The organism is Enterococcus sp. DIV1537a (assembly GCF_051712085.1).
Lineage (GTDB): Bacteria > Bacillota > Bacilli > Lactobacillales > Enterococcaceae > Enterococcus > Enterococcus faecalis.
The window spans coordinates 1,189,691-1,216,202 of sequence record NZ_JBIOOE010000001.1; the positions used below are offsets into that span (position 1 = coordinate 1,189,691).

The 26,512-nt window shown below is 36.4% G+C and carries 23 protein-coding genes and 1 riboswitch; of the genes, 17 read left to right on the top strand and 6 right to left on the bottom strand.

The window, feature by feature from the left end; translation table 11 throughout:
* Positions 1-6: 6 nt before the first annotated feature.
* The 10 genes from IGJ41_RS06000 to trxB all read left to right on the top strand — a co-directional run bounded on the left by IGJ41_RS06000 (position 7) and on the right by trxB (position 7,788).
* Positions 7-1,536 carry a T7SS effector LXG polymorphic toxin gene (locus IGJ41_RS06000; RefSeq protein ID WP_438714064.1) on the top strand — a complete coding sequence of 510 codons (1,530 nt, stop codon included), beginning with the start codon at positions 7-9 and terminating at the stop codon, positions 1,534-1,536.
* The gene (locus IGJ41_RS06005; protein WP_131639341.1) at positions 1,524-2,255 is read left to right on the top strand and encodes a hypothetical protein; all 732 of its coding nucleotides are present in this window, start codon (positions 1,524-1,526) and stop codon (positions 2,253-2,255) included. Before IGJ41_RS06000 ends, IGJ41_RS06005 begins: the two co-directional genes overlap by 13 nt.
* Positions 2,256-2,280: 25 nt before the next feature.
* Positions 2,281-2,976 carry a hypothetical protein gene (locus IGJ41_RS06010; protein ID WP_202524554.1) on the top strand — a complete coding sequence of 232 codons (696 nt, stop codon included), beginning with the start codon at positions 2,281-2,283 and terminating at the stop codon, positions 2,974-2,976.
* Positions 2,964-3,683, top strand: a complete 720-nt coding sequence (locus tag IGJ41_RS06015) for a hypothetical protein (RefSeq protein WP_153854270.1) — start codon at positions 2,964-2,966, stop codon at positions 3,681-3,683. The genes IGJ41_RS06010 and IGJ41_RS06015 overlap by 13 nt, the downstream gene beginning before the upstream one ends.
* 176 nt (positions 3,684-3,859) lie before the next feature.
* Entirely contained in the window at positions 3,860-4,285 is a 426-nt protein-coding gene (locus tag IGJ41_RS06020; protein WP_438714067.1) for a hypothetical protein, read from the top strand.
* Positions 4,273-4,989 (top strand): hypothetical protein, encoded by a 717-nt coding sequence (locus IGJ41_RS06025; RefSeq protein WP_438714069.1) that lies wholly within the window; start codon positions 4,273-4,275, stop codon positions 4,987-4,989. Before IGJ41_RS06020 ends, IGJ41_RS06025 begins: the two co-directional genes overlap by 13 nt.
* 239 nt (positions 4,990-5,228) lie before the next feature.
* Positions 5,229-5,675: a hypothetical protein gene (locus IGJ41_RS06030; protein WP_025189366.1), complete on the top strand. Its 447-nt coding sequence runs from the start codon at positions 5,229-5,231 to the stop codon at positions 5,673-5,675.
* 8 nt (positions 5,676-5,683) lie between these two features.
* On the top strand, positions 5,684-6,133 hold the full coding sequence (locus tag IGJ41_RS06035; RefSeq protein ID WP_010712385.1) for a DUF5085 family protein: 450 nt from the start codon (positions 5,684-5,686) through the stop codon (positions 6,131-6,133).
* 400 nt (positions 6,134-6,533) lie between these two features.
* Positions 6,534-6,716 (top strand): hypothetical protein, encoded by a 183-nt coding sequence (locus tag IGJ41_RS06040; RefSeq protein WP_242690875.1) that lies wholly within the window; start codon positions 6,534-6,536, stop codon positions 6,714-6,716.
* A 157-nt stretch (positions 6,717-6,873) separates the two neighbouring features.
* On the top strand, positions 6,874-7,788 hold the full coding sequence (gene trxB / locus IGJ41_RS06045) for a thioredoxin-disulfide reductase (RefSeq protein ID WP_002357780.1): 915 nt from the start codon (positions 6,874-6,876) through the stop codon (positions 7,786-7,788).
* 41 nt (positions 7,789-7,829) lie between these two features.
* Here trxB and IGJ41_RS06050 read toward each other — a convergent pair whose 3' ends face one another.
* The 3 genes from IGJ41_RS06050 to IGJ41_RS06060 all read right to left on the bottom strand — a co-directional run bounded on the left by IGJ41_RS06050 (position 7,830) and on the right by IGJ41_RS06060 (position 11,448).
* Positions 7,830-8,291, bottom strand: coding sequence for a hypothetical protein (locus IGJ41_RS06050; RefSeq protein ID WP_002355960.1), 462 nt, complete (start codon positions 8,289-8,291; stop codon positions 7,830-7,832).
* Between the two features lie 196 nt (positions 8,292-8,487).
* Positions 8,488-8,988 (bottom strand): plasmid sex pheromone cAM373 precursor, encoded by a 501-nt coding sequence (camE, locus tag IGJ41_RS06055; protein WP_002366593.1) that lies wholly within the window; start codon positions 8,986-8,988, stop codon positions 8,488-8,490.
* A gap of 120 nt (positions 8,989-9,108) precedes the next feature.
* The gene (locus IGJ41_RS06060; RefSeq protein WP_002360456.1) at positions 9,109-11,448 is read right to left on the bottom strand and encodes an ABC transporter ATP-binding protein/permease; all 2,340 of its coding nucleotides are present in this window, start codon (positions 11,446-11,448) and stop codon (positions 9,109-9,111) included.
* Between the two features lie 124 nt (positions 11,449-11,572).
* Between IGJ41_RS06060 and IGJ41_RS06065 the strand changes: the two genes are divergently transcribed.
* Positions 11,573-12,082 carry a MarR family winged helix-turn-helix transcriptional regulator gene (locus IGJ41_RS06065; protein ID WP_002365578.1) on the top strand — a complete coding sequence of 170 codons (510 nt, stop codon included), beginning with the start codon at positions 11,573-11,575 and terminating at the stop codon, positions 12,080-12,082.
* A gap of 37 nt (positions 12,083-12,119) precedes the next feature.
* Here IGJ41_RS06065 and IGJ41_RS06070 read toward each other — a convergent pair whose 3' ends face one another.
* The 3 genes from IGJ41_RS06070 to IGJ41_RS06080 form a co-directional block, all read right to left on the bottom strand.
* The gene (locus tag IGJ41_RS06070; RefSeq protein ID WP_002360454.1) at positions 12,120-12,983 is read right to left on the bottom strand and encodes a sugar ABC transporter permease; all 864 of its coding nucleotides are present in this window, start codon (positions 12,981-12,983) and stop codon (positions 12,120-12,122) included.
* 3 nt (positions 12,984-12,986) lie between these two features.
* A complete protein-coding gene (locus tag IGJ41_RS06075) occupies positions 12,987-14,330 on the bottom strand; it encodes a carbohydrate ABC transporter permease (protein ID WP_002357775.1) in 1,344 nt (447 codons plus the stop codon).
* Positions 14,331-14,415: 85 nt separating this feature from the next.
* Positions 14,416-15,666 (bottom strand): extracellular solute-binding protein, encoded by a 1,251-nt coding sequence (locus tag IGJ41_RS06080; RefSeq protein ID WP_002395113.1) that lies wholly within the window; start codon positions 15,664-15,666, stop codon positions 14,416-14,418.
* A 259-nt stretch (positions 15,667-15,925) separates the two neighbouring features.
* Between IGJ41_RS06080 and IGJ41_RS06085 the strand changes: the two genes are divergently transcribed.
* From IGJ41_RS06085 to pdhA, 6 genes are all read left to right on the top strand, one after another.
* Positions 15,926-17,692 (top strand): glycoside hydrolase family 13 protein, encoded by a 1,767-nt coding sequence (locus tag IGJ41_RS06085; protein WP_104855513.1) that lies wholly within the window; start codon positions 15,926-15,928, stop codon positions 17,690-17,692.
* 27 nt (positions 17,693-17,719) lie between these two features.
* Positions 17,720-19,345 carry a glycoside hydrolase family 13 protein gene (locus IGJ41_RS06090; RefSeq protein WP_438714073.1) on the top strand — a complete coding sequence of 542 codons (1,626 nt, stop codon included), beginning with the start codon at positions 17,720-17,722 and terminating at the stop codon, positions 19,343-19,345.
* A 1-nt stretch (position 19,346) separates the two neighbouring features.
* Entirely contained in the window at positions 19,347-20,960 is a 1,614-nt protein-coding gene (locus tag IGJ41_RS06095) for a glycoside hydrolase family 13 protein (RefSeq protein ID WP_438714075.1), read from the top strand.
* A gap of 169 nt (positions 20,961-21,129) precedes the next feature.
* Complete coding sequence (locus IGJ41_RS06100; protein WP_010820795.1) at positions 21,130-21,711, top strand: TMEM175 family protein; 582 nt, start codon at positions 21,130-21,132, stop codon at positions 21,709-21,711.
* An 81-nt stretch (positions 21,712-21,792) separates the two neighbouring features.
* A riboswitch (M-box (ykoK) riboswitch) is annotated at positions 21,793-21,960 on the top strand.
* 223 nt (positions 21,961-22,183) lie between these two features.
* The gene (gene mgtA / locus IGJ41_RS06105) at positions 22,184-24,796 is read left to right on the top strand and encodes a magnesium-translocating P-type ATPase (protein ID WP_002413922.1); all 2,613 of its coding nucleotides are present in this window, start codon (positions 22,184-22,186) and stop codon (positions 24,794-24,796) included.
* A 598-nt stretch (positions 24,797-25,394) separates the two neighbouring features.
* Positions 25,395-26,510 carry a pyruvate dehydrogenase (acetyl-transferring) E1 component subunit alpha gene (gene pdhA, locus IGJ41_RS06110; protein ID WP_002357768.1) on the top strand — a complete coding sequence of 372 codons (1,116 nt, stop codon included), beginning with the start codon at positions 25,395-25,397 and terminating at the stop codon, positions 26,508-26,510.
* Positions 26,511-26,512 lie beyond the last annotated feature (2 nt).

Consider the following 26,512-nt stretch of genomic DNA (forward strand, 5'->3'; position numbering starts at 1 on the left):
GGGCAAATGAAAATTAATATGCGTGAAGTAATGGAAGCTAAAAACAAAATTACTTCTTCCAGAAATAAACTACAAGCAGAAATCAATCGTGCCAAAAGAGATTGGAAAACAGTCCAAGGAAGTGATGCTTTATCTGGAAAAGTCAAAACAGCTATTAATGGTGAAATTGGTAATTACCAACTACCGATGCTAACCAATTATTATGATCTTTTACATACAATAGCACAAGAAATGGAAAAAACAATTAGTGATTTTAAAGCTAGTGTGAAGGAAAATAGTGAATCAGCCATCATTGATACAGATGCCTTAAATGAAGCGAAAGGAAAATTTTCAACACCATTATCAAATTTTGCGAAATTAGATAAGAAAATTAGCAACATCTACAGTTCTGTGGCACATATCGTCCCTATTTCCGCACCATCCAATCAATTTAATAAAAAAATGGAAGAGGCTAAGAAAGTCTTGACGGAAACGCTGAAAGGCATGGACACTTTTAATGGACGCAAAGCAGGCAGTACTGTCAAAGACAAACTAGCCCAACAATCTAGTCAAATCACGAACGTCGGAGGATTAAGCTATACCAATCCTAAATCATTGGCAATATTTACGGATAAGACATTTAAAAATGAAATAAAAGAAGCGCATAAAACTGTAAAAAAAGAAGAAAAACTTGATTTTAAAAAAGAACATCCACTCATAGCAGCCATGAACGAGAATCTAACCGAAGCAGATTTGCAGGAATTGGATAAATTGATAAATAGTTCGTTGGCAGGTTCTATAAAAGAAGGGAAGCGGTGGACAAAGCATGTTAAAAACTTATACATTTCTTCCAGAATTAAACGAATGTCAGACGGCACTTTAGTCATCAAAAAAGCCGGGAAATGGTTGAGTAAGTTTGATAAACTAACTGGAATTGATAAATATATGAGAAAAGGCAAAGAGTTTACTCGACTAAGCACCTCAGGAGGCTTAAAACAATTTACTGATTTAGTTGATTCATTACTAGATAAATTGAAGTTAGTGGATAAAAATGTTGTATTAAAAGGATCAAAACAAGCATTCAAAGAATCAGTTAAAGGAATTGGCAAAGGAACTTTAAAGAGTGCTGGTGGTGCGTTGAAAAAAAGCGTAAGTTTTGGGATTAATGGTGTTGTGAAAGATGCCAAAGCATTAGTCAATGCAAAAGGTGCAGGAAAAATTGTGCCAGGGTTGAACATAGCTTTAGGAGCTGTAGATGTCGTTCAAGGAATAAGCAAGAGTGAAAAACAAGCCAGAAAAGACGGATTGAAAGGGAATGAAATTACCGCAAGTAAAGTTGGCGGTGCATTGGTGGATGTCGGGAAAGTGGCGGTGACAACGGCGGCGATAGGAGCGGCTGGGGCAGCTTTGGCTACAGCACCAGTATGGGGTGTTGTAGTAGCAGGCATAGTTGCGGGTTCACTAGTTAATTATGTAGATTCTAAATGGAAAGTAACTAAAAAACTTAAATCAGGAGTTAATTCAATGATAAAAGGAGTGTCTGGATGGTTCAAATAAAAGAAATCTTTAAAAACTTGCTTCCAAACTTTTATAAAAAAACTAGCAAAAAAATATATACAAAAAAATCTTTTTTGATTGTTGTAGGATCTTATTTTTCCTTTCTTATTTTTTGGTTAGTGGGTAAGTGGGCAGGAAATTCAGAAGGAGTTATATCTAAGGCATCTAATAGTTTTATCAATACTTTTTCGTACTTAATGATATTAATTATTTTATTTAATATCATTGGCTTTCTTTTATTTGATAAAAAAATTGAATTTCAGAAATATTTTGCTTTAGGTTTGTATTTTTCGGGAATGTTCTTTTGTGTATGTATAGTCGCTTTATTAACTTCTTTAGTGAATGGGTCTTATGAAACTTTTATCTTTAAATTGTTTTTTGTAATCATTCTTGTAACTATAGAGGTTCTATATAATTTTATACTGGTGAGTATTTCGCTGTCTAAATCAAATTTGTCTATTCGAGATAAAGGAGCCAATTACTATATAAATTTGATAACAATAATAGGTGGTATTTTGATTGTTTTAGCAACTCAAATAAATAATGAAAATCTTCTTCATACTGGAATGTTAATGGCAATAAGTAGTTTTTTATGTGTTGGAATTTTCCATTTCCCTCGCGTAATACGATATTGGAAGAAACCACCAGAGATTGACCTAAACAAATCTGTATATGGAAATTCCATTGAAATGATGAAGAACAAGAGAACCAAAAAATAGCTATATTTCTTCCAGGATTAAACGAATGTCAGACGGCACTTTAGTCATCAAAAAAGCCGGGAAATGGTTGAGTAAGTTTGATAAACTAACCGGAATTGATAAATATATGAGAAAAGGCAAAGATTTTACTCGACTAAGCACCTCAGGAGGCTTAAAACAATTTACTGATTTAGGTGATTCATTACTGGATAAATTGAAGTTAGTGGATAAAAATGTTGTATTAAAAGGATCAAAACAAGCATTCAAAGAATCAGTTAAAGGAATTGGCAAAGGAACTTTAAAGAGTGCTGGTGGTGCGTTGAAAAAAAGCGTAAGTTTTGGGATTAATGGTGTTGTGAAAGATGCCAAAGCATTAGTCAATGCAAAAGGTGCAGGAAAAATTGTGCCAGGGTTGAACATAGCTTTAGGAGCTGTAGATGTCGTTCAAGGAATAAGCAAAAGTGAGAAACAAGCCAGAAAAGACGGATTGAAAGGGAATGAAATTACCGCAAGTAAAGTTGGCGGTGCATTGGTGGATGTCGGGAAAGTGGCGGTGACAACAGCGGCGATAGGAGCTGTATCGGCGGGTGTAGCTACATTTGCACCAGTTTGGGCTGTTGTGGGGGCAGGGATAATAGTTAGCCAAGGTTTAAACTGGATTGATAAACAAATGAATATAACAAAAAATATAAAATCAGGAGTTAATTCTATGATAAAAGGAGTATCTGGATGGTTCAAATAATATCTAATTTTATACCAAAATTTTATGAAAAAAATAGCAAAAAGAAATATACTATAAAGTCTTTTTCGTCAATGTTGGTTTGTTATATAGTGTTTATCACAATTTTTTTGTTAACTTATTGGTCAGGAAGTAAAGAAAAAATATATAATCGTCATACAATAATTTTTGCTAATGTTCAATTAGGGATACTTATATTTTTTGTTGTATTAATAGTAACGGGTACAGTCGTATTTAAAAGTAATCAAAAACAAAAGTATATAGTAATAATTCCGTATATCTCATTGGTAATGTTGCTACTTCTCACAGTATCATATTTCTCGATCTTACTAAGAAATCCTGTTGAAAAATTTATTGTTGGCGAATTAATGGTTTTATTACTTTGGATATTAGGGACAATCATCAATAGTATATTAGTGTATCTCTCCCTAAAAAATAATAATTTTGATATCAGAGATAAGTATGCAAACTATTATATCAATTGTTTATCCATTTTAGCTATAATAGGTGCCATGGCTTCTACTGCATTGGATAATATTAATCTTTTTTATTTAGCATTGGTAGTAATGGTATCAGCCTTGCAATTTGCTTTAACTTTTCAAATACCAAGAATATTACAATATTGGAAAAAAGAATCAGAAAAAAATGAAAACACATCTGTATATGGGAATTCCATTGAAATGGTGAAGAACAAGAGAACCAAAAAATAACTATATTTCTTCCAGAATTAAACGAATGTCAGACGGCACTTTAGTCATCAAAAAAGCCGGGAAATGGTTGAGTAAGTTTGATAAATTAAAATGTTGTATTAAAAGGATCAAAACAAGCATTCAAAGAATCAGTTAAAGGTATTGGTAAAGGAACTTTAAAGAGTGCTGGTGGTGCGTTGAAAAAAAGCGTAAGTTTTGGGATGAATGGTGTTGTGAAAGATGCCAAAGCATTAGTTAATGCAAAAGGTGCAGGAAAAATTGTGCCAGGGTTGAACATAGCTTTAGGAGCTGTAGATGTCGTTCAAGGAATAAGCAAAAGTGAGAAACAAGCCAGAAAAGACGGATTGAAAGGGCAAGAAATTACCGCAAGTAAAGTGGGTGGTGCATTGGTGGATGTCGGGAAAGTGGCGGTGACAACGGCGGTTATTGGAACAATAGGAAGTACAATTGCGGTGGCAGGTGGCCCAGTACGGGCTGTAGTTCTAGGTGGAATTGCTATTTCTGCTGGATTAGAAGAGATAAATAAAAGAACAGGTGCTACAAATATGGCTAAGAAAGCTATTAATTCAATGGTAAAAGGAGTATCTGTATGGTTCAAATAAAAGAAATTTTGAAAAATTTTATCCCGAGTACTTACAAAAAGGTATCAAGAAAATCCTTTACCAGTAAGTCCTTCCTTAGCATTATAGGTGCATTTGTCTTTATATTAGGAATTTTATTTCTTTTCTCTATTTCACTTGATATGAAAGAAACGCTAAATACTAGCTTGAATGATAAACTCATATATTTATCATATGGAACTATATGTGCCAATCTTGTAGGTTTGGTTTTGTTTAGAAAGGAGAAACTACAAAAATTTGTAATTATAATTCCGTATATTACTTGTATCTTAATGTTCTATATAATTATGGCAATAGGTGCATCAATGACAGATAATCCAGTTTCTGATTTAAAATTAGGGATGGTTGGAAGTAACTTACTATGGATTATTGGCGTTCTTATAAATACAGTCTTAGTATGGAAATCAGTGAAAACTTCACATTTTAAAATACGAGATAAATATGCAAACTACTTTATGAATAGCCTATCAATAGCAGGGATTATATTTTTCTTTGTGAGTAAAGTGATTAATAATTTTACTTATGCATATACTGGCATGGTGTTTCTAATTGCAACGCTACAAATACTTGCGACCTTTCACTTTCCAAGAGTTCTTAGATACTGGAAAAAAGAACCAAAGAATGAAAATGCCTCTATATATGGAAATTCCATTGAAATGATAAAGAACAAGAGAACCAAAAAATAGCTATACTTCTTCCATGATTAAACGAATGTCAGACGGTACTTTAGTGATCAAAAAAGCCGGGAAATGGTTGAATAAATGAGATAAATTAACTGGCATTGATAACGTTATGAGAAAAGGTAAAGACTTTACTTGACTCCAAGCACGCAAGGAGACTTAAAACCAGCCTTCAAAGATTCAATCAAAGGAATTGGTAGGTATTGAAAAATTTAAAAATAGATCGATTTTAGGAAATTAATTTAATGAAAAGAGGGAAGAAGATGATTGAAAAAGTATCATTGGAAATGAACAATTTAGTGTATATTGAAAAACGAGCAACAACAGATCAATTAGTGGATTTAATTTTACAATCAGAAGAATTAACTTATGAAGAAGGTTTTTATAAAAATGGACCAACAATGATTGAACTAAAACCAACTGAATTAAGTGAAGAACAACAAACGTATAAATTTTATATTCCTGTGAATGAGCCAGTTGAAAGTGGCGAGATTTTTACTGTAGAAAATATTCATTATGATCATCTAGTTCGTAAAAGAATTCCTTTTGATGATGAACTTGGCGCTAATATTGAGGAAATGACGGATTACTTGCTGGAACAAAAGATTGAATTTGATGATAAATTATTGTTGGTAATGACCTTAGTTTATGATGAATATTGGGTAGATGTTTTAATCCCAACAAAAGAGTAGGTGAAAAAATGAGAAAAACAATTGGCTATAAACAATCATTACATTATCAAAATGTCATCAGTCGTTATTATGTAACGACTTCAGAGGAGATGGGTCGTTGTTTAGAAGATGCTTTGGAAACAATTTTTGAAGCAGATTATTCTTTATCAGACAGCTTTTTCTATTCAATGAATTCTGACATTCGTGAAGAAGAATTGCTGATTCAAGTTTTTTTACCTGTCAATGAAGAATGGCAAGAGAATCTTCCAGCAGAATATCGTTTCCAATCTTATTTTCAGGTGAACAATATGTTAGCAACTAGAGCAAAAGGCGATAAGCTATCTGAATTCTCTAAAGCATTAGAAGAGTTAATCACTATAGTTGTTCAGGAAGATTTGACAATTGTTTCACCAATTTTCTATTGTCCGCAAGTAATAGATAATAAGGTATACACTGATTTGATGATTGGTGTTAAATAGTTTTGAACTGATTAGAGTTTTGTTGTAAGGAAAGAGGAGAGAAAAGTTTGAGTTTGCTTATAAATGAGGAAGAGATATTTGAAGTGAGACTGACTAAGGCAGATGGATACAAAAAAATTGGTATAGGACTAGGTGTTATTTTTGTCACACTTAGTTGCTTGGTATGGTTTTACTTTCCACTCTATAAAAATCCAGTGACAAGTAATATAATTTTTTTGTTTTTTTAACAGTAGTGGCTATACTAATCAGTGCTTTATCCTTACTTAAATTAATATGTATGTTTGCTTTTTTGATAATCGAAACCGGGATTAATGAGACTAAGTATATCAGAAAATATGGTGGCATTTTATATAGAATGGACAGTCGTGGTTTGTCATATCATGAAAAGGGATTTCTAATAGTGCGTAGTTGGTCGGAGGTCATTGATGTAGGACTTTTCAGACAAATGGAAAGTGAAGTTATTTATAATTATCAAATAAAATTTAGTGATGATGATAGACACACTTTTGATTTAAGAGGGAATTATCCAACGATAGCATTCAAAGAAAAAATTGAAGAATTCTGGTTTAAATACAATAGCTAAATTAATCTTCATTCCCCCTCCTAGAAAACACAAAACCGTGGTACAATAACTTACGTAATAGACACACCTACTCCGAATGTCAAAAAAGGGCAGAAAAGTAGACAAGAAATTGTTTAAGGAGTAAAGTAAACTTACTTAAAATTTTGGGGGAAATAAAATGTATGATGTAATTATCATTGGTGCCGGTCCTGCTGGGATGACGGCAGCACTTTATGCATCACGGTCTAATCTTTCTGTATTGATGATTGAACGCGGTGCGCCTGGTGGGCAAATGAACAACACTGCTGAGGTAGAGAATTACCCAGGCTTTGATTCTATTATGGGTCCAGAATTGGCCTATAAAATGTATGAAAATGTAGAAAAATTTGGTACGGAAAATGCGTATGGCATTGTGATGGGCATCGAAGACCACGGATCCTATAAAGAAGTGATTTGTGATGACAAATCTTATGAAGCTAAAGCGGTAATTATTGCAACAGGCTGTGAACACCGAAAATTGGGTGTAAAAGGCGAAGAAGAATTTGCTGGCCGTGGTGTTTCTTATTGTGCCGTTTGTGACGGTGCCTTCTTTAAAAATAAACGCTTAGTAGTTGTTGGTGGCGGCGATTCTGCAGTTGAAGAAGCAATCTATTTAACGCAATTTGCTTCTGAAGTAGTGATTGTTCACCGTCGTGATGAATTGCGTGCGCAAAAAATCATTCAAGATCGTGCCTTTGCAAATGAAAAGATTTCCTTTGTTTGGGATACAGTTGTCGAAGAAATTGTTGGCAATGAAATGGTTGTGACAGGTGTGAAAGCCCGGAATGTCAAAACAGATGAAGTTTCTGAAATTGAAGCAAACGGCGTGTTCATTTACGTGGGGCTAGATCCATTAACAGAACCATTTAAGAAAGCTGGTATTACGAATGAGGCTGGTTGGATTGAAACAGACCAAGAAATGAGAACAAAAATTCCTGGTGTTTATGCCATTGGTGATGTCCGTGAAAAAACATTGCGTCAAATCACGACAGCGGTCGGTGAAGGCGGTATTGCTGGACAACAAGTATTTAACTATATTGAAGAATTAAAATAAAAAAATGCTTTTGCCTTTAAGAATAAGGGCAAAAGCATTTTTTAATAGGTTCCTTTAATGACAAAATAAGAGCCGCGAATGGTTCCAGCTAATTTTGATTTTTGACGAGCAAATTTGAATTTTCCTTCAAATTCTGCAGGGATTGCCATACCATCTGAAAGTTTAAACCCAACGGCGCGTTTGCCTTCCTCAGCTAATGTGTACATCACGTTAACTGCTAAGCCGTTTTCATAAAATACATAGGCCATTTTTATGCCATCTAAAGTGAAAGAAGAAATTTCAAGTGGCTTGTAAGGGAAATGTAATTCTCGTTCTAATAAAATTTTTTCAATCCAGGCCAATGTTTCTGGAGCTTCAGAGGCAGGGACGGTTGTAAAGCGATGTTTGTATTTATTCCAAAAATAGCGAGCTTCATTCGCTCTTAGTCCAGCAAGGGCAGGTGCCACTGGTGAACTTTCTAAACCAATAGTGGCTACTTCTTTAAAATCAACTGTATAAACCATGAATTGTTACTCCCATCTTTTCTTTTAAACTAAGTATAACGGTAGCAGGGGTAACGAACAATTATTATTACTTAAAAGAATGAAATTGGGACAGAACGATCGGCTTCAGAAAATGTTAAGGTTTCCGAATGCGTAGGTTCTGTCCCAAAGAGTATTTTAAGATTTGGTTATTTAGTGATAAGTTATACGCTTGTGCTTATTTATTGGCATCTAAGGTAACTTTTTCATCTGCCGTAGTCGTTTTAACATCTACTGTATAAACAAGTTTATTGTTATTTTTGGTTAACTTCCAAGTCAAAATACGTGGCGAAAGTCCTCCAACTTCTTTTTTTGCTTTGGCTAAAACGTCGTTAACAGCGCCTAATTCTTTGACTTCAGCAGCTGAAAAGGCTGTCTCGTTTTCGCCAAGTTGATTTGCTTCAGTATTTTTGGTGACTTTTCCTGTTTCAGGATTCACGTAAAGTGTTTCTGTATCGTTGGTAAAGATATAGCTGTAGTCACTTTCTGGTTTTGTATCAAATTGGACATTTACTAGTGGTTTGCTGTTGCCGGCTTCTTTTTCGTAGATTTCAGCAGCTTGCTGCAAACTAACTTTGTACTTTGTATCCGTGACGGCATCTTTTCCTACGCCGCAACTAGCTAAAATAAAAATAGCTCCTAAAAGTGAAAAAAATAGTAAAAATGGTTTTTTTAACATGAAATTACCTCGTTTCCTTTTATTAAGTATTCACAATCACTTAGTATACGGAGGTTTTATAAGAAATACAAATAAAAAACAATCCTTTAAGAGAAATTAAAGGATTGTTTTTTTTGTTATTTATTCTGCACGTAAAGCAACTGCCGCATCTTTTTTCGCTGCCATTCGGGCAGGAATATGGCCACCAATCATGGTTAAGATTGTGCTAATTACAATCAAAATAATCCCGTGAATTGGATTTAAGGTGGCAACATTTTCTAAATCAGTCAGGTTATAGAGTACTGCGTTAATCGGAAATGTTGCGAGAAAAGCAATCACAACACCAAGAATGCCAGAGGCAACACCTAAAATAGCAGTTTCGGCATCAAACACCCGGGTAATATCTTTTTTACGAGCTCCTAGTGCTTTCAGGATACCGATTTCTTTGGTCCGCTCAATGACAGAAGTATAGGTGATAATCCCAATCATAATCATACTTGTAACAAGGGAAATCCCAGCAAATGCAATCAGCACATAAGTGATGGCATCCATTAAACCACCTGTTAAGCGGGTCATTGTTCCAGCTAAATCAGAATAGATGATTTGGTCTTTTTTATCTTTTCCTTTGTTATAAGCATCTAAATAATCAAGAATTTTATCTTTTGATTTGAAGTCGTTTGGATAAATCATAATACTTGAAGGGATTTCATTCGCTCCTAAATAAGACAACAGGTTTTCTTTCGCGGAAGCATCTAATGTTTCGTTAGTCATAACGTTAGTGTTGCTGGCTTCTTGCGCTTTAACAATATCAGAGGTTTTGTTTTTGGCAATCATATTAGTTGAAAGTGCATCGCTATAAGCAATTCCAGGTGCTAATAGATTCATTGTTGAAGAATCTTTAATTCGCAAAATCCCTGAAATTGTTAATTCAGTATTTTCTGGGTTATCGTAAACAGCTTGCAAATCTTGGTTAGGAATGAAGTTGCCTGTCGGTAATTTGGTGTAAAATGCATTATTATTGGCTAACTTCATTTTTGTGCCGACAATGTCTGAAAAGGCAATCTTTTGATTATCTTTCACGTCAAAGCCAAGATTTTTTAAAGCATTAATATTGGTGGTATTGTTACTATCGACGATTAAAACGACATCGGTTTCTTTTTCTGGATAATTTCCTTCAAGCAACGAGTAATTGTCTTTTAAGAAATTGTTTTTTCCATTTTCTAGTTGTTTAGGAAAAGCAGAAACGCCGACGCCAGTTTGGGCAGCCATCATAGAAGCCATCGCGTTTGATTGGCCGTCGGGTGCATCGTTTGAAAATTTGACAGCTTGTGCTTTCCCGTTGATTTCTCTTAATAAGTTCATATTGACTAGACGAGTATAGCCGATATTATTACTTAATTCAGGATCAATGTGATTGACATAGTCAATAAACTTTTGATCAATTAAATTCGTGTGTTGCGCACGGTCCGCATCGCTAATTTTAGCAGTCACTTCTTTTTCTTTCGGGAAGGTGCCTTTTTTGTCCTGATTATTGAAACTTTCTGGATCTTGATCTGTCGCTATTTTAGAAATGGTAATCGGAAATTGCGCTAACGTTTCCGACTGAGTTTTATCAATTTGTTTCTGGAATCCTGTTGAAAGAGAAAGGACAATCGCGATACTGATAATTCCGATACTTGAAGCAAAGGCGGTTAAAAAAGTTCGCCCTTTTTTAGTGCGGATATTATTAAAAGACAAACGCAACGCAGTCGTGAATTTCATTTTGGTGCGTTTCAATTCGAAAGGTTCTTTTTTTTCATGTTCAATATGAGGACGCGAGTCATGACGAATTTGGCCATCTGAAAATTCAATAATTCGATCAGCGTATTCGTGAGCTAATTCAGGATTGTGGGTCACCATAATAACTAATTTTTCTTTCGAAAGTTCTTGGATAAGTGCCATAATTTGCAGACTGGTTTCTGAATCCAATGCACCAGTTGGTTCATCACAAAGTAAAATATCGGGATCATTAGCTAAAGCGCGAGCAATGGCAACCCGTTGCATTTGACCGCCAGATAATTGGGAAGGTTTTTTATGGATATGGTCCTTCAAACCGACACGGATGAGTGCATCTTCGGCTTTTTGGCGTCTTTCTGCTTTTGAAATACCACTCAGTGTCATACCAAGCTCGACATTATCCAAAATCCCTTGATGACTAATTAAGTTGTAACTTTGAAAAATAAAACCAATTGAGTTATTCCGATAAGCATCCCAGTCGGCTTCTTTAAAATTTTTTGTTGATTTGCCGTTAATGATTAAGTCACCAGAATCGTAATTGTCCAATCCGCCAATTACATTCAACATCGTCGTTTTACCAGAGCCGCTGGGACCCAGAATGGCTACAAATTCTTGTTTTCGAAAAGCGACAGAGACGCCATCTAAAGCTTTAGTGGTCGTTCCGCCGACAGTATAATATTTTTTTATCTCTTTGAGTTCTAGCATATTTTTCGCATCCTTCTTCCAATTTATCAACAACATAACCTTAAGTTAGTGTATAACGTAACATAATAGTTAACAAAAATCAATCATTACCATTTGATAATCAAGTGGATTTAGTATACACTAGGTGGGAAACGAGGGAGAACATATGGATAAAGAGAAGCATTCATCAAATTTAGATATTAGTGTCTTTACTGAAATTTTTTCATATATGAGCCAATTGCTTTTTAAAGACCTAGACTTGGAGGATCTAAAATTAACCAAGTTAGACATGTTAATTTTATTAATTGTGGCAACGAATGAAGGAATCAGTATGACAGAGTTAGCCAACCAAGTAGGAACGTCGAAAGTTCAAGTGAGTCGCTCTATTGCGGGGTTAGAAGAACGAGCGATTGTTCAACGTCGCCATAATCAAGAAAATCGCCGCGTGGTTAATGTTTATACGACAAAAGAAGGCGAGAAGCTCTTTAAGCAAAAAGAAAATCAAGTAAAACAGCAACTATCTGAAACGCTTAGTGTTCTTTCGTTAGAGGATTATCAAGAAGTCAATCAACACTTTTTGGCGGTCATGAAAATTTTGTCCAATTATCAAGCGCTACGAAGAAAAACGTGTAAGGAAAACAACGCCAAAAAATAAAAAACATCGTTTGGCTATAAACCAAACGATGTTTTTTCTAGCCTTTGACAGAGCCAGAAGTCACGCCTTCTACATAGAAACGTTGCATTAATATAAATAAAATAGTAATTGGAATGGCAATTAGCACACATCCAGCTGTAAAAGCCATGAATAGTGAATTGGCTGTTGATTTGGTCATCATCGAAAAGAGACCAATCGCAACGGTGTAATTTTCAACTTTATCACCCATAATAACTTTTGCGAAAATAAAATCCATCCAAGGGCCCATGAAGGCGGTTAAAGAAGTATAGACAATAATTGGTTTCGACAATGGCAACGTAATTTTTGTGAAAATTTGCCACTTGTTGGCACCGTCAATCATAGCCGATTCGTCTAAAGCCATCGGAATGGTATCGAAGAACCCTTTGGCGATGTAAAAACCTAGCGCCGAGCCTGCAGAGTAAACCAGAATTAAAGCGAATAAACTTTCAGTTAAATTTAAGGCTTTTAAAATATAGTAAACGGCAATCATACTCATAAAACCAGGGAACATATTTAAAACGAGCGCCACTTTTAAAAATGGTTTTCTTAAGCGGAAACGCAACCGTGACAGCGCATAAGCCATTGCGATTGTAATAAAAGTTGATAACAGACAGCTTGCGATGGAAACGAACAAGGTGTTCAAAAACCAACGGACAAAGGGGAAGTTGCCAGTCTGATTTGTTAATAATACTTTATAGTTTTCTAAAGTGAATGTCTTGGGAATGATATAGGGAACAAATGCACCGCCTTCGCCACGAAAACTTGTTAAGATAATCCACACAATGGGGAACATCCAAAAAACTGCTAAAATGGTTAGAATGATGTAAACGCTGGTAAGTGCAGTGCGTTGTTTTTTCTGGTAACTTTTTGCTTTAGCCATAAGTTACGCCTCCTTAAATGAATTCGTCCGTGTATAGGCAATTAAACTGAAGACTGCGGAGAGAATGAAGATTAAAATACCAATCACAGAGGCTAAATTGTAATCCATTGTATCGACAGTCAATTTGTATAGCCAGGTAACTAAAAGGTCAGTTGAGCCTGCACCGTAGAAGTTAGAATTGGCTGGACCACCGCCTGTTAATAGATAAATGACATTGAAGTTATTGATGTTGCCAATAAACTGTTGAATCAGCGCCGGGGTCATCACAAATAGAATTTGTGGAAATGTAATACTTTTAAAAATTTGCCATTTATTGGCACCGTCAATTCTAGCAGCTTCGATTTGATCTTCAGGGAGATTTTGGATAATCCCTGTAGAGATTAACATCGTAGCAGGAATACCAATCCACATATTGACAACAATAATGGTTAATTTTGCCCAATTCGGATCTGTTAAGAAGGGGATAGAAGAATCGATTAAGCCCCAGTTTAACAACAGAGCGTTGATAGGTCCGGAACCATTTAAGAGGTTTCGCATAATTAAAAGTGAAACAAACGGAGGTACGGCCATCGTGATGACAAAAATAGTCCGCCAAAACGCTTTATATTTTAAGCCTTTTGTATTGATAAGCAAGGCTAAAATGATTCCAAAAAAGAAACAAGTTGCGGTTGCAAAAACAGCCCAAATCAAGGTCCAGCCAAGTACTGGAAAGAACGTTGAAGCCATATCGCCTGTGATTACATTACCTAAATTTGCCAATCCAACCCAAGTAAAAAGGTTTTTCGGTGGCAAATGGTTATGGTCGTAGTTGGTAAAGGCAATGGAAATCATATATAACAACGGCAAGATGGTAAAGAAAAGAACGCCTAGTAAGGGAATCGTCATTAAAGTTGCATGGAAACGTTCGTTTAACAAGCTACGTAAATCATCCATAGTTGTTGGAATTTTTTTGCCGGCTGTCTTTAATTCATATAGGTGACGGGCGCTTTTTAAATTGATTACATATAAAATGATTAGCGATAAACAGACTAAAATTGCTGCAATTCCGAATAATAATAAGAGCATTGAATTATCGCCTTCTTTTAGAACTTCAATCCCTAAAGAATCATCATATACTAATCCTTGCTGTTGGGTCCCTAGTGTTCCTAGCATCATTAATGCGTGGAAACCATTACGGATTAACCAATAGATAAAGCCAATTTCAGCTGTTAAAAAGATGATTCCCTTTAACCACTGCTTGTTGGCGAAGTTTGCAGCACCCATAACTAAAAAAGATAGTTTTGTAGCGAAGTCGCCTTTTTTAAAGACCTCTCGAAATGACGTCTGGGCTTTCTTTTTCTTGAACATCTTCGTTCACTCACTTTCTACTTAAATAAAAAAGATAGAGGAAATGGGACAGCAGATTGAAGCTCGTCCCATTTCTTTACTCTTTTTATTCTTTTGCTTCTTTTGATGTGTCTTGGACTAATTTATCTAATTTTGCTTGATAATCCGCAGGTTTGATATTGCCTTTGTACGTATCATTGATCACTGCATCCATCGCAGGCCAGAATGAAACGATTTCTGGGATTTTTGGCATTACCACAGAGTGAGTTGGTTGCGCCATTTCTAAGATAGCTTTTGCAACAGTATCTTGTGTGATTTCTTCGTTTGTTTGTAATTTTTTGTTTGAAGGGACAAAACCGATTTCTTTGAAGTAAGTCATTTGTGATTTTTCACTTGTTAAATAGTTTGCTAATGTCATTGCGGCCAATGGTGCTTGTGTTTGTTGGTTGACAGCAAAACTACGAACGCCCAAGAAAGCTTTCATTTGTTTTTCTCCATTGCCAAAATCAATGGTTGGATAGGCAGCAGCCCCCATTTTGTCGCCAAGAGCTTTTTCTACATCGTTTTTAGACCAAGGACCAGAAAGGAAGGCATCCGTTTTGCCAGAACCTAGATTAGACAATGCTTCTGTATTTGATTGGATCACACCAGGATTATTTTTTTGATCGGCAATCCATTGTAATACTTCTATACCTTGTTGGTTATTAAAGTTGGTACCTTTTGGATCTTCGCCATTTTCACCATATAAGTAATCGCCGTTACTCATAAATAGAGGACCGAAGATATAATTTGCGCCATCTTCGCCAAAATTGGTACCGATTTTGCCTTTTTCAGTTAAAGACTTCCAAGTTTTGATTTCCTCTGGAGAATACGTATCTTTGTTATAATAAAGAACTTGTGACTCTACGGCATAAGGGTAGGCATAGACTTTGTCTTTCCAAGTGACCCCTGCAACTGCTGAGTCGATATTGTTTTCTTTGACTTCTTTTTCATATTTTGTGTTAGGGTAAATCAGACCAGCTTCTGCCATTTGACCAATTTGATCATGTGGCATCATGAAAACATCTGCGGCAGCTTTAGGATCTTTTGCAATGTCTTTTTTAGCATCTGCCGAATTTCCAGCAGTTAAGTTAACTTTAATATCGGGGTTTTCTTTTTCAAAATCGGCGACAACTTTTTTAAAGACGCCCATATATTCAGTATCAACCCATAATTTTACGTCACCAGCTGCTTTATTTGCTGAACCGCTTTCATTTTCAGCTTTCGTTTTTTCTGCACCACCACAGGCAGTAAGTAAAACCGCGGAAGCACTTAAAAGGATACCGCCCATTAAAATCTTTTTCCAATTCGCTTTCATTTTTGAACCCTCCAAAAATTATTTTTTACAAGTCTTATTATGCAACCGATTGCGGAAATAATCAAGTGTTTTTCATCGAGAAAGTTAAAAAAGTTTTTTTGTTATAAATAACATGCTGTTTATTTAAAGTGGTGTATACCACTAATTAAGCATTTTAAATAAAAAAATAAAAAAGGGTATACAAATGCAATCGTTTGCGCTAAAATGTGTTCGAGTATTAGAAAATACACGAAAAGCGACAATTAAAGGAGAGAATTAAATGAACACTGCTGCAATCTACCATCGTCCAGAAAGTGAATTTGCTTATCTTTATACAGAAGAAACCATGCATATTCGTTTGCGTACGGCAAAAGGCGACATTGCCTCTGTCCAATTAATGCAAGGAGATCCTTATCTTTTAGGAAAAGAAAAGTGGTACCAACAGTCGTTAACCATGGAGAAGTTAGTATCTACGGAGTTATATGATTACTGGTTTATTGCATTAAGTGCAAAATTTAAACGCCTTTCATATGCTTTTACTTTAGTAGGGGCGGATGGCTTGACGGCGTTTTATGGCGAACACGGCATTTATCCTTTAGAAGAAAAGTATTTAGCGATGGCGAATAATTATTTTCGGATGCCGTATTTTCATGAAATCGATCGTTTTAAAGCACCTGAATGGGTAAAAGAAACGGTTTGGTATCAAATATTTCCAGAGCGTTTTGCAAATGGTGATCCCGCCAATGATCCTGAAGGGACGTTGCCGTGGGGATCTAAAAGACCAGATCGACAAGATTTTTTTGGTGGGGATTTGCAAGGGGTGCTAGATCATCTTGATTACATTGAAGATTTAGGTGTTAACGGCTTATATTTTTGCCCAATTTTTGAAGCGTTTTCTAATCACAAATATGATACGATTGATTATTTAAAAATTGACCCAGCTTTTGGTGATGGCGCTATCTTTAAGCGTTTAGTCGAAGAGTGTCATCGACGGGGCATTAAGATTATGTTGGACGCCGTTTTTAATCATATGGGGGACACTTCCCCTCAATGGCAAGATGTGTTAAAAAATGGCCAGGACTCAATTTATGCCGATTGGTTCCACGTAAATGAGTTTCCAGCTAGCTATGAAGAAAGTGCTGATTTTGAAGAAGCAAGCAACATTACCTATGATACTTTTGCATTCACTCCGCATATGCCTAAATTAAATACAGCAAATCCAGAGGTGCAAGCTTATCTTTTAGAAATTGCTCGTTATTGGATCGAGGAATATGATATTGACGCCTGGCGTTTAGATGTGGCAAACGAAGTGGATCATGCGTTCTGGAAAAAATTCCGGCAAACATGTGATGACGCAAAAGAAGATTTTTATATTTTAGGAGAAATTTGGCACTCGTCGCAAAGCTGGCTCCAAGGAGACGAATTTCATGCAGTGATGAATTATGCATACACAGATGCGATTATGGGCTACTTTGTCAAGCAAGAACTGTCCTTGGAAAAGATGCTTTCTGAAATGAACAACCAGTTAATGCTCTATCGACAACAAACGAATCAAATGCAGTTTAATGTTTTAGATTCCCACGATACACCACGCTTATTGCATGAAACGAAAGAGGATAAAGAGCTGATGCGCCAAGTATTAGCGTTTACGTATATTCAACCAGGCGTCCCTTGTCTTTACTATGGTGATGAAATTGGTATGACAGGTGATATGGATCCTGATTGTCGTCGTTGTATGGTTTGGGAGGAAAATCAGCAAGATTTGGATTTGAAGGAATTTGTAAAATCATTGATTGCCCTTCGCAAAAAGTATGCGGCTGTTTTTTCTGGTGGAACAATCGATTGGGCAGGAACTTCTTTTGAAACGGGGTTGATTAGACTCGCTTGTCGTTTGGAGGAACAAACGATCTATGGGATTTTTAATACTGGCCAAGAGACACAATTTGTTGATAGAACTGATCGAGAAGTTTTGCTAAGTTCTTCTATCGAAATTGCTTCAGAACAGATAATGGTTTTACCAAAAGGTTTTCTTTTATATCAAGCATAATAATTAAGCAAAGGAATGTGAAGAAGAATGGAAAAACATTGGTGGCAAGAAGTCGTGGTTTATCAGATTTATCCTCGCAGTTTTAAGGATAGCAATGGAGATGGCATTGGAGATTTACCAGGAATTATTGAAAAACTGGATTATTTGGAAACGTTAGGCATTGGGGCTATTTGGTTATCACCAGTTTATCAATCACCCAATGATGACAATGGTTATGACATTTCTGATTATGAAGCGATTATGACAGAGTTTGGGACGATGGCGGATATGGATCGTCTAATTGAGGAAGCGAAAAAGCGAAAGATTGAAATTATTATGGATTTAGTTGTTAACCATACGTCAGATGAACATCGTTGGTTTATTGAAGCGAAAAAAAGCAAGGAGAACCCCTACCGAGACTATTATGTATGGGCTGATCCTGCTTCAGATGGCGGTGTGCCTAACCGATTGAAATCTGCCTTTTCGGGTTCGGCGTGGACGTTTGATGAAGCGAGTGGGCAATACTATTTGCATTTGTTTAGTAAAAAACAACCAGATTTAAATTGGAAAAACCAACAAATGCGTCAGTCGGTTTACGAGATGATGAATTTTTGGATTGATAAAGGAATTGGCGGTTTCCGTTTAGATGTGATTGACTTAGTGGGTAAAATTCCAGGAGAAGAGATCACTGCGAATGGGCCTCATTTACATCGTTATTTACAAGAAATGAACGCCGCGACATTTGGTGACAAAGAGCTGTTAACTGTAGGTGAAACATGGGGGGCCACACCTGAAATTGCAAAAATGTACTCTAGTCCAGAGCGTCATGAATTATCCATGATTTTTCAGTTTGAACATATGAGCTTGGATCAACAACCAGGTAAAGAAAAATGGGACCTCCAACCAATGGAAGTTGCCAAGTTGAAACAGGTTTTTGCAAAATGGCAAACAGAATTAGGAAATGATGGCTGGAATTCTTTATTTTGGAATAACCATGATTTACCGAGAATGATTTCACGTTGGGGAAATGATCAGGAATATTGGTTGGAAAGTAGTAAGTTATTCGCTATTTTACTGCACATGATGAAAGGCACACCTTATATTTATCAAGGGGAAGAAATTGGTATGACCAATACGCCGATTACAGATATTCGTGAAGCTCGGGACATCGAAACGATTAACATGTACCATGAGTATTTGGAAAAAGGATATTCTAAAGAAGAAATTTTGCTGAAAATTAATACTAAAGGTCGTGATAATGCACGCCGGCCTATGCAGTGGACCGCTGAAAAAAATGCGGGCTTTACGACTGGTACACCTTGGATTGATGTTAATTCCAATTATCAAACGATTAACGTCGCTGCTGCTTTGGCAGATAAAAATTCACTATTCTATACGTACCAAGAAATGATTCGTTTGAGAAAAGAACATCCTTTAATTGTTTGGGGCAACTTTGAATTGCTGGAAACAGTGGACGAAGTGATCAGTTTTTATCGTACCTATGGTGAGGAACGCTGGCTTGTTGTAACGAACTTTTCTGACAAAGTTCAGCCATTTTCTGCAGACGTTTCTGTAGAACAAGTAATGATTGAAAATATGTCGACAAATGTCACTGCTTTAGCAGACTATTCGTTAGCGCCTTGGCAAGCATTTGTTGTGAAAGTGAGTCAATAAGATGGACCAATGGTGGAAAAATGCTGTCAGTTATCAAATTTATCCTCGGAGTTTTAAAGATAGCAATGGGGATGGCATTGGTGATTTGCGGGGAATTATTGAGAAATTACCGTATTTAAAAGAACTAGGGGTCGATTTTTTATGGTTAAATCCGATTTACACTTCGCCAAACGTTGACAATGGTTATGATATTGCGGATTATCAAGGGATTCAGCCAGAATTTGGTACGATGGAAGATTTTCAAGAACTTTTGGATCAAGCGCATCAATTAGGTTTGAAGATTATTCTTGATCTGGTAGTCAATCATACCAGTGATCAACATCCGTGGTTTGTTGAAGCAAAAAAAGGTTTAGATAATCCGTATCGTGAGTATTATTTATGGGCCGATGCGACACCAGATCGTATGCCGAATGAATGGCAAAGCTTTTTTGGTGGCTCGACTTGGACGTATGACGCGGGTACAAAGCAAGCATATTTTCATGTGTTTGCAAAAGAGCAACCTGATTTGAACTGGAAAAATCCTAAAGTTCGTGAAGAGATTTATGCGATGATTCGCTGGTGGTTAGATTTGGGAATTGATGGTTTCCGATTGGATGCGATTAGTCATATCCAAAAAGAACCTTGGAATTTTAAGATTACCACGAATCCATGGGCTCCCTTTATGAATGTAAAAGGCATTGAAGACTATATGCTGGATTTGAAAGCTATTTTTGCTGAGTATGACATCATGACAGTGGGGGAAGCTAGTGGCGTTTCAAGTAAAAAAGCGGTGGAATGGACCAATGATGCGGGCTATCTGAATATGATTTTTGAATTAGAGCACAATGTTCGAGAAGGAAAGCCAGGAGAAGAACGGTTAAATATTTTAGGCTATAAAAAAGTAATGGCTCGCTGGCAAAAGCATTTAGGGACAGAAGGCTGGAATGCATTATATGTAGAAAATCATGATAATCCCAGAATCAATTCAATTTTAGGCAATGAAACCTCTCATTCTGCTAAGGCGATTGGAACAATCGCCTTGCTCTTGCGAGGGACGCCGTTTATTTATCAAGGACAGGAAATCGGAATGGTTAATTATCCGTTTCAACAGATTGACGAGTTAGATGCTAAAGATTCTCATAACCATTATCGTTTGCTTATAGAAAGTGGCTATGATGCGAAACAAGCATTAAAAGAAGTGGCGCATTGGACGCGGGACCATTCGCGTACGCCTATGCAGTGGACGAGTCAAGAGGCAAGTTCATTCACCTCGGGGCATCCGTGGTTAGCAATTCATCCTAATTTCAAAGAAATAAATGTGGCTGACCAAGAAACGGATGCGCAATCCGTGTTGAATTATTATAAAAAGTTAATTGCGTTGCGGAAAGACAATCCGGTCTTTACAGATGGACAGTTTGAACTATTAGCGCCCAATCATCCGTCTGTTTTTGCTTTTTTAAGAAAAACAACTGAGGCAACAGCGTTAGTGATTGTCAATTTAAGTGGAGAAAAGTGCCAATTTGACTTGCCGAATAAATTACTGGGCAGAAAGTGGCAACAATTGTTAGGGAATCAAGATTTTACAGTGGAGAAACGAATGCAGTTAGCACCTTATCAGGCAGGGGTCTTCCAATAACTGATTTGTTCTATAACGAGTGTAAGAGGCTTACTTTTAAGTGGGACTCTTGCACTCGTTTTTAGGTACTTCAACAACCGATAGACTTCATAAATAATTGAATTTTTACAGAAATGCGTTATACTTACTTTGGGTAAGTTATTTAATTTTATGAAAGTAGGGGGAAATGATGCCGAAAACACGTGTAGAAGCATTTACAGATGCAGTCATTGCGATTATTTTAACGTTATTAATTTTAGAATTAAAAATTCCTGAAAAAGCAGATTGGTCTGCTCTGACCCAATCTGGACACAAAATCATTATTTATTTAATTAGTTTTGTTACTTTATTAATTTACTGGAACAATCATCATCATTTATTTCAAAGTGTCCGTAAAATTGATGGACGTGTCCTTTGGATGAATAATTTATTAATTTTGACGTTGACGTTTTTCCCGTTTGTTACTGGTTGGGTAGGTGAACATCCATTTTCTTGGCCGCCACAAGCTTTGTATGGCTTAGTAGTATTAGGAGCTGATGTTGCTTATTATCTAGTGGTGCGGGCATTGATTCAGGCAAATGGGCCCAAATCCGAAGTACAACGTTTGTTTGGCCACTATCCAAAATTAACGCTTTCGATTGTGTTGAATATTATTGCGTTGATTGTGGGTAAAATGGTAGCGCCAATCGCTGTCCTGATTATTGATACGATTGTTTTAGTCATGTGGTTTATTCCTGAGCGAAAAGCAGAAATAAAGGAAATTTTAAAGTAGTCATTTTTTATTTATAACAAAAAAGTCATAAATCTTTTGACAAGAATGTCAAACTCCTCTATTATAAGAAGTGGATAAAAACTGAATAATTGTTAGGTGAGGCTCCTATTTGGACAAATGCTGCTGCCGCGAAAGGATCGAGAGACCCTTAGTTGGTTGAACAGGAATAATCGTGAAGGTTATTCATAATGTAGCTGATACATGTTATCTACGCCCTATAGTGCTAAAGCTCAACGATAGAGAATCTTATTTAAAGATGGTATTTTGGGACGTACTCTATTGTTGAGTAGGTCCTTTTTTGTGTGTTTGGCAAAAAAACAATTATTCACTGGAAGTATAAATAAGAAAAAGAAAGGATGACTGTCATGGAAGACCCTGGAAGTGAACAGAGAAACAAAATACAGTCACCAACGAAAGGAGAAGATTTTAGCGCTCTTTTCGGCAGGTGACCACAACCTTGGAGGAAAAGAAAATGATGAACAAAAAAACAATGGATATGAGAAAAGCAACCAAAGATCAAGAATTACGTAAATTGGCGTTGCTTTCTGAACGGGAATTAATGATGGAATTACGGACATCTGAAAAAGGACTCTCGAATGAAGATGCCGAAAAAAGATTAGAGGAATTTGGACCAAACGAAGTTTCTGCACAAAAGCCAACCCCAGCAATTATTTTATTTTTAAGTGCATTCAAAGATCCATTTGTCTATGTCTTAGCCTTATTGATGGTCGTTTCAACTTTAACGAAAGATTTCGAAGCCGCTATCGTGATGGGCGTGATGATTTTAGCCAGTGTCTTGATTGCTTTTATACAAGAATATCGTTCTCAAAAAGCGAGTTTGGATTTAAAAGAATTAATTGAAAATACCGCTGCAGTGACACGGGAAGGGATTACGAAAGAAATTCCAATGGACGAAATTGTTCCAGGAGACATTGTAACTTTAGCTACAGGAGACATGATTCCTGCAGATGCCGTGTTGATTTGGACCAAAGATTTATTCGTTAATCAATCGTCGCTAACAGGCGAATCCATGCCCGTCGAAAAATTTGTGGATGCAGGTGTAGATCGTCAACAAACAGAGGTTTCTGCATTAGATATGCAAGACCTAGTGTTTATGGGCACAGATGTCTTGAGTGGACAAGGAAAAGCGATTATTTTGAAAACTGGGCAACATACATTTTTTGGTGATATTGCTAAAAATGCTACAACACAACGAGGAAAAACTAGTTTTGACTTAGGCTTAGCAAAAGTCAGTAAGTTTTTATTACGAATGGTAATGATTTTGTTTCCAATCGTTTTCTTGATTAATGGTTTAACTAAAGGTGCTTGGGGCGAAGCGTTTTTCTTCGCGATTGCCGTTGCAGTTGGTTTGACACCAGAAATGTTGCCAATGATTGTTACGAGTAACTTAGCCAAGGGTGCATTATCCTTATCGAAACATAAAGTCATTGTTAAAGAATTAGCGGCTATCCAAAATTTGGGTGGTATGGATGTGCTCTGTACAGATAAGACTGGAACGATTACCGAAGATCGTGTAGTTTTGGTTCAACATTTGAATCCATTAGGTGATTTGAGTGACGAGGTTCTAAATTTAGCCTACTTAAATTCTTCTTATCAAACAGGTTGGAAAAATTTAATGGATATTGCCGTTATTAATTTTTATGAAGAGCATCAATGGAAAACGCCGTTTAAAAATGTCACTAAAATTGATGAAATTCCTTTTGATTTTTCCAGACGCCGCTTAACGGTTGTCGTGAATGCAGATGATCATCAATTGATGATTACGAAAGGCGCCGTGGAAGAAATGGAAGAAGTGTGCACGCATGCGCAAATTAATGGCGAAATTGTACCATTAAGCAGTGCTGTACGAGAAGAACTACGCCGAGTGAATGTTCAAATGAACAAACAAGGGATGCGTGTGTTAGCGGTAGCTGTAAAAAAAGATGTCCATAAAGAAGCAGTTTATTCAGTTGAAGATGAAAAAGAGATGACATTGATTGGGTTTATGGGTTTTCTTGATCCAGCAAAAGAGTCAGCCGTCAGCGCTATCCGCTCCTTACATGAACATGGTGTCAACGTGAAAGTGCTAACGGGCGATAATGACATTGTCGCCAAAAAAGTCTGTAAAGATGTAGGTATTGAAGTTTCCCATGTGTTATTAGGTTCTCAAATTGAAGCAATGACAGATGAAGAGTTGCGGGCGCAAGTAGAAGAAACTAATTTATTTGCCAAATTAAATCCGATGCAAAAATCTAAAATCATTGAATTGCTGCAAGCGAAAGGTCATACGGTTGGTTTTATGGGGGATGGCATTAACGATGCACCAGCATTGCGAAAAGCTGATGTGGGTATTTCAGTAGATACTGCAGCTGATATTACTAAAGATGCTAGCTCGATTATTTTACTGGAAAAAAGCTTAAATGTACTGGAATCTGGTGTGATTGAAGGACGAAAAGTATTTAGCAATATGATGAAATATATTAAAATTACCATCAGTTCTAATTTTGGGAATGTCTTTTCAATTTTAGTAGCCAGTGCCTTTTTACCATTTCTACCAATGCTTTCCTTACAACTCTTGATTCAAAATTTGATTTATGATGTGGCTCAGTTGACAATTCCTTGGGATAATGTCGATGAAGAAGAGTTATTAAGCCCTGTTCGGTGGGAAACGAACGGACTAGCGAAATTTACAGTATGTATTGGCCCGGTAAGTAGTATTTTCGATATTCTAACGTATCTTGTCATGTGGTTTGTGTTTAGCGCCAATAGTTTGGCCACTCAACATTTATTCCAAACAGGTTGGTTTATGGTGGGACTTGTGAGTCAAACGTTAGTTGTTCATATGGTCCGGACGCGGAAAATACCATTTATTCAAAGTCGTGCGTCAATGCCTGTGATGCTAAGTAGTTTAGGTGCAATCTTACTCGGTTTCTTGATTGTAGCAACGCCCATAAGAGAGGTTTTCGACTTTGTGAAACTTCCGGCTAACTACTGGCCATGGTTCTTTGGAATCATCATTGCGTACATGTTAACTGTTGAAGTAGCTAAACGTTTATATATTAAAATTACCAAGGAATGGATTTAGTAAAATCTACTGAAAGAGGAAAGAATTTGCTAAGCTGTATTACTCATTTTGCGAAAATTTGGTGATTTTAAGCAATGAATGTTCGTGATAAAACCTAAGGTAAAGTATTTGGCAAAAAAACGAGCCAAAAAAAATAAAAATTAACGAAAAAAACTTTGTTCTCTAAAAAATAAAAAACCGCATGCTGAGTAGGTTACTCGGCTGACGGTTTTTATTTTTTGGTTTTTTCAAGATAATTTTCATGAAAACGCAAAGTTCGGAAATCAGATTACTAGCCAGCTCGGGGATGAGGGGACTCGAATTAATAGAACTGTTATATAATATTTTTAAAATAGAATATAACAGTTGGGAGAAAAATAGTACAGAAGAAGCGTAGAACGGAAACCGTTTTCTTGTTTGTGAAAATTATCACTAAACCGCAAAAACATGCGGTTTTGCTCTTTTGTGAAAAAATGAAGAAATTAGAGTTTTTTTCTTGCGCTTTTTCGAATTTAGTGATAATTTGTTAAGTGTAGTCGATAAAAAGTAATACAGTTTCGCACTCTGTTTTACTTTTATCGAAATTAAAGAAACGTAATAGAGAGGATTGTGTGACAAAATGGCAAAGGCTAAGAAACAAAAACCTATTGACTTTAAAGAGCTAATGGCTAAAGTCGACGCTGATTTCCCAACTTTCCAAATCTTGGATCAAGATGGAAAAATTGTGAATGAAGATTTAGTACCTGATTTATCGGATGAGGAATTAGTTGAATTAATGACACGCATGGTTTGGTCTCGTGTGTTAGACCAACGTTCTACTGCATTAAACCGTCAAGGACGCTTAGGATTCTTCGCACCAACAGCTGGACAAGAAGCAAGCCAATTGGCAAGCCAATTTGCAATGGAAAAAGAAGACTACTTACTACCAGGTTACCGTGATGTACCTCAATTAGTACAACATGGTTTACCATTAAGAGAAGCTTTCTTATGGTCTCGTGGTCACGTAGCAGGGAACTACTACGCGGAAGATTTAAATGCATTACCACCACAAATTATCATTGGTGCTCAATACATCCAAGCAGCTGGTGTTGCTTTAGGATTGAAAAAACGTGGAAAAGAAAATGTTGTCTTCACTTATACTGGTGACGGCGGTTCTTCACAAGGGGACTTCTATGAAGCAATTAACTTTGCTGGTGCTTACCAAGCAAACGGTGTCTTCATTATCCAAAACAATGGTTTTGCGATTTCTACACCTCGTGAAAAACAAACAGCGGCTAAAACTTTAGCTCAAAAAGCTGTTGCAGCAGGAATTCCTGGTATTCAAGTTGATGGTATGGATCCATTAGCAGTTTACGCAATTGCAAAAGAAGCACGCGATTGGTCAGCTGCAGGAAACGGTCCAGTTTTAATTGAAACATTAACCTATCGTTATGGTCCACATACTTTATCTGGAGACGATCCAACACGTTACCGTTCAAAAGAAATGGATGACGAATGGGTACAAAAAGATCCATTGACTCGTTTCCGTAAATATCTAACAGATAAAGGCTTATGGTCTGAAGCAAAAGAAGAAGAAATTATTGAAAAAACAAAAGAAGAAATCAAAGTAGCGATTGCAGAAGCGGATAAAGCGCCAAAACAAAAAGTTTCTGATTTCTTGAAAAATATGTTTGAAGTTCAACCTCAAACAATTAAAGAACAAATTGCATTTTATGAAGCGAAGGAGTCGAAATAAAA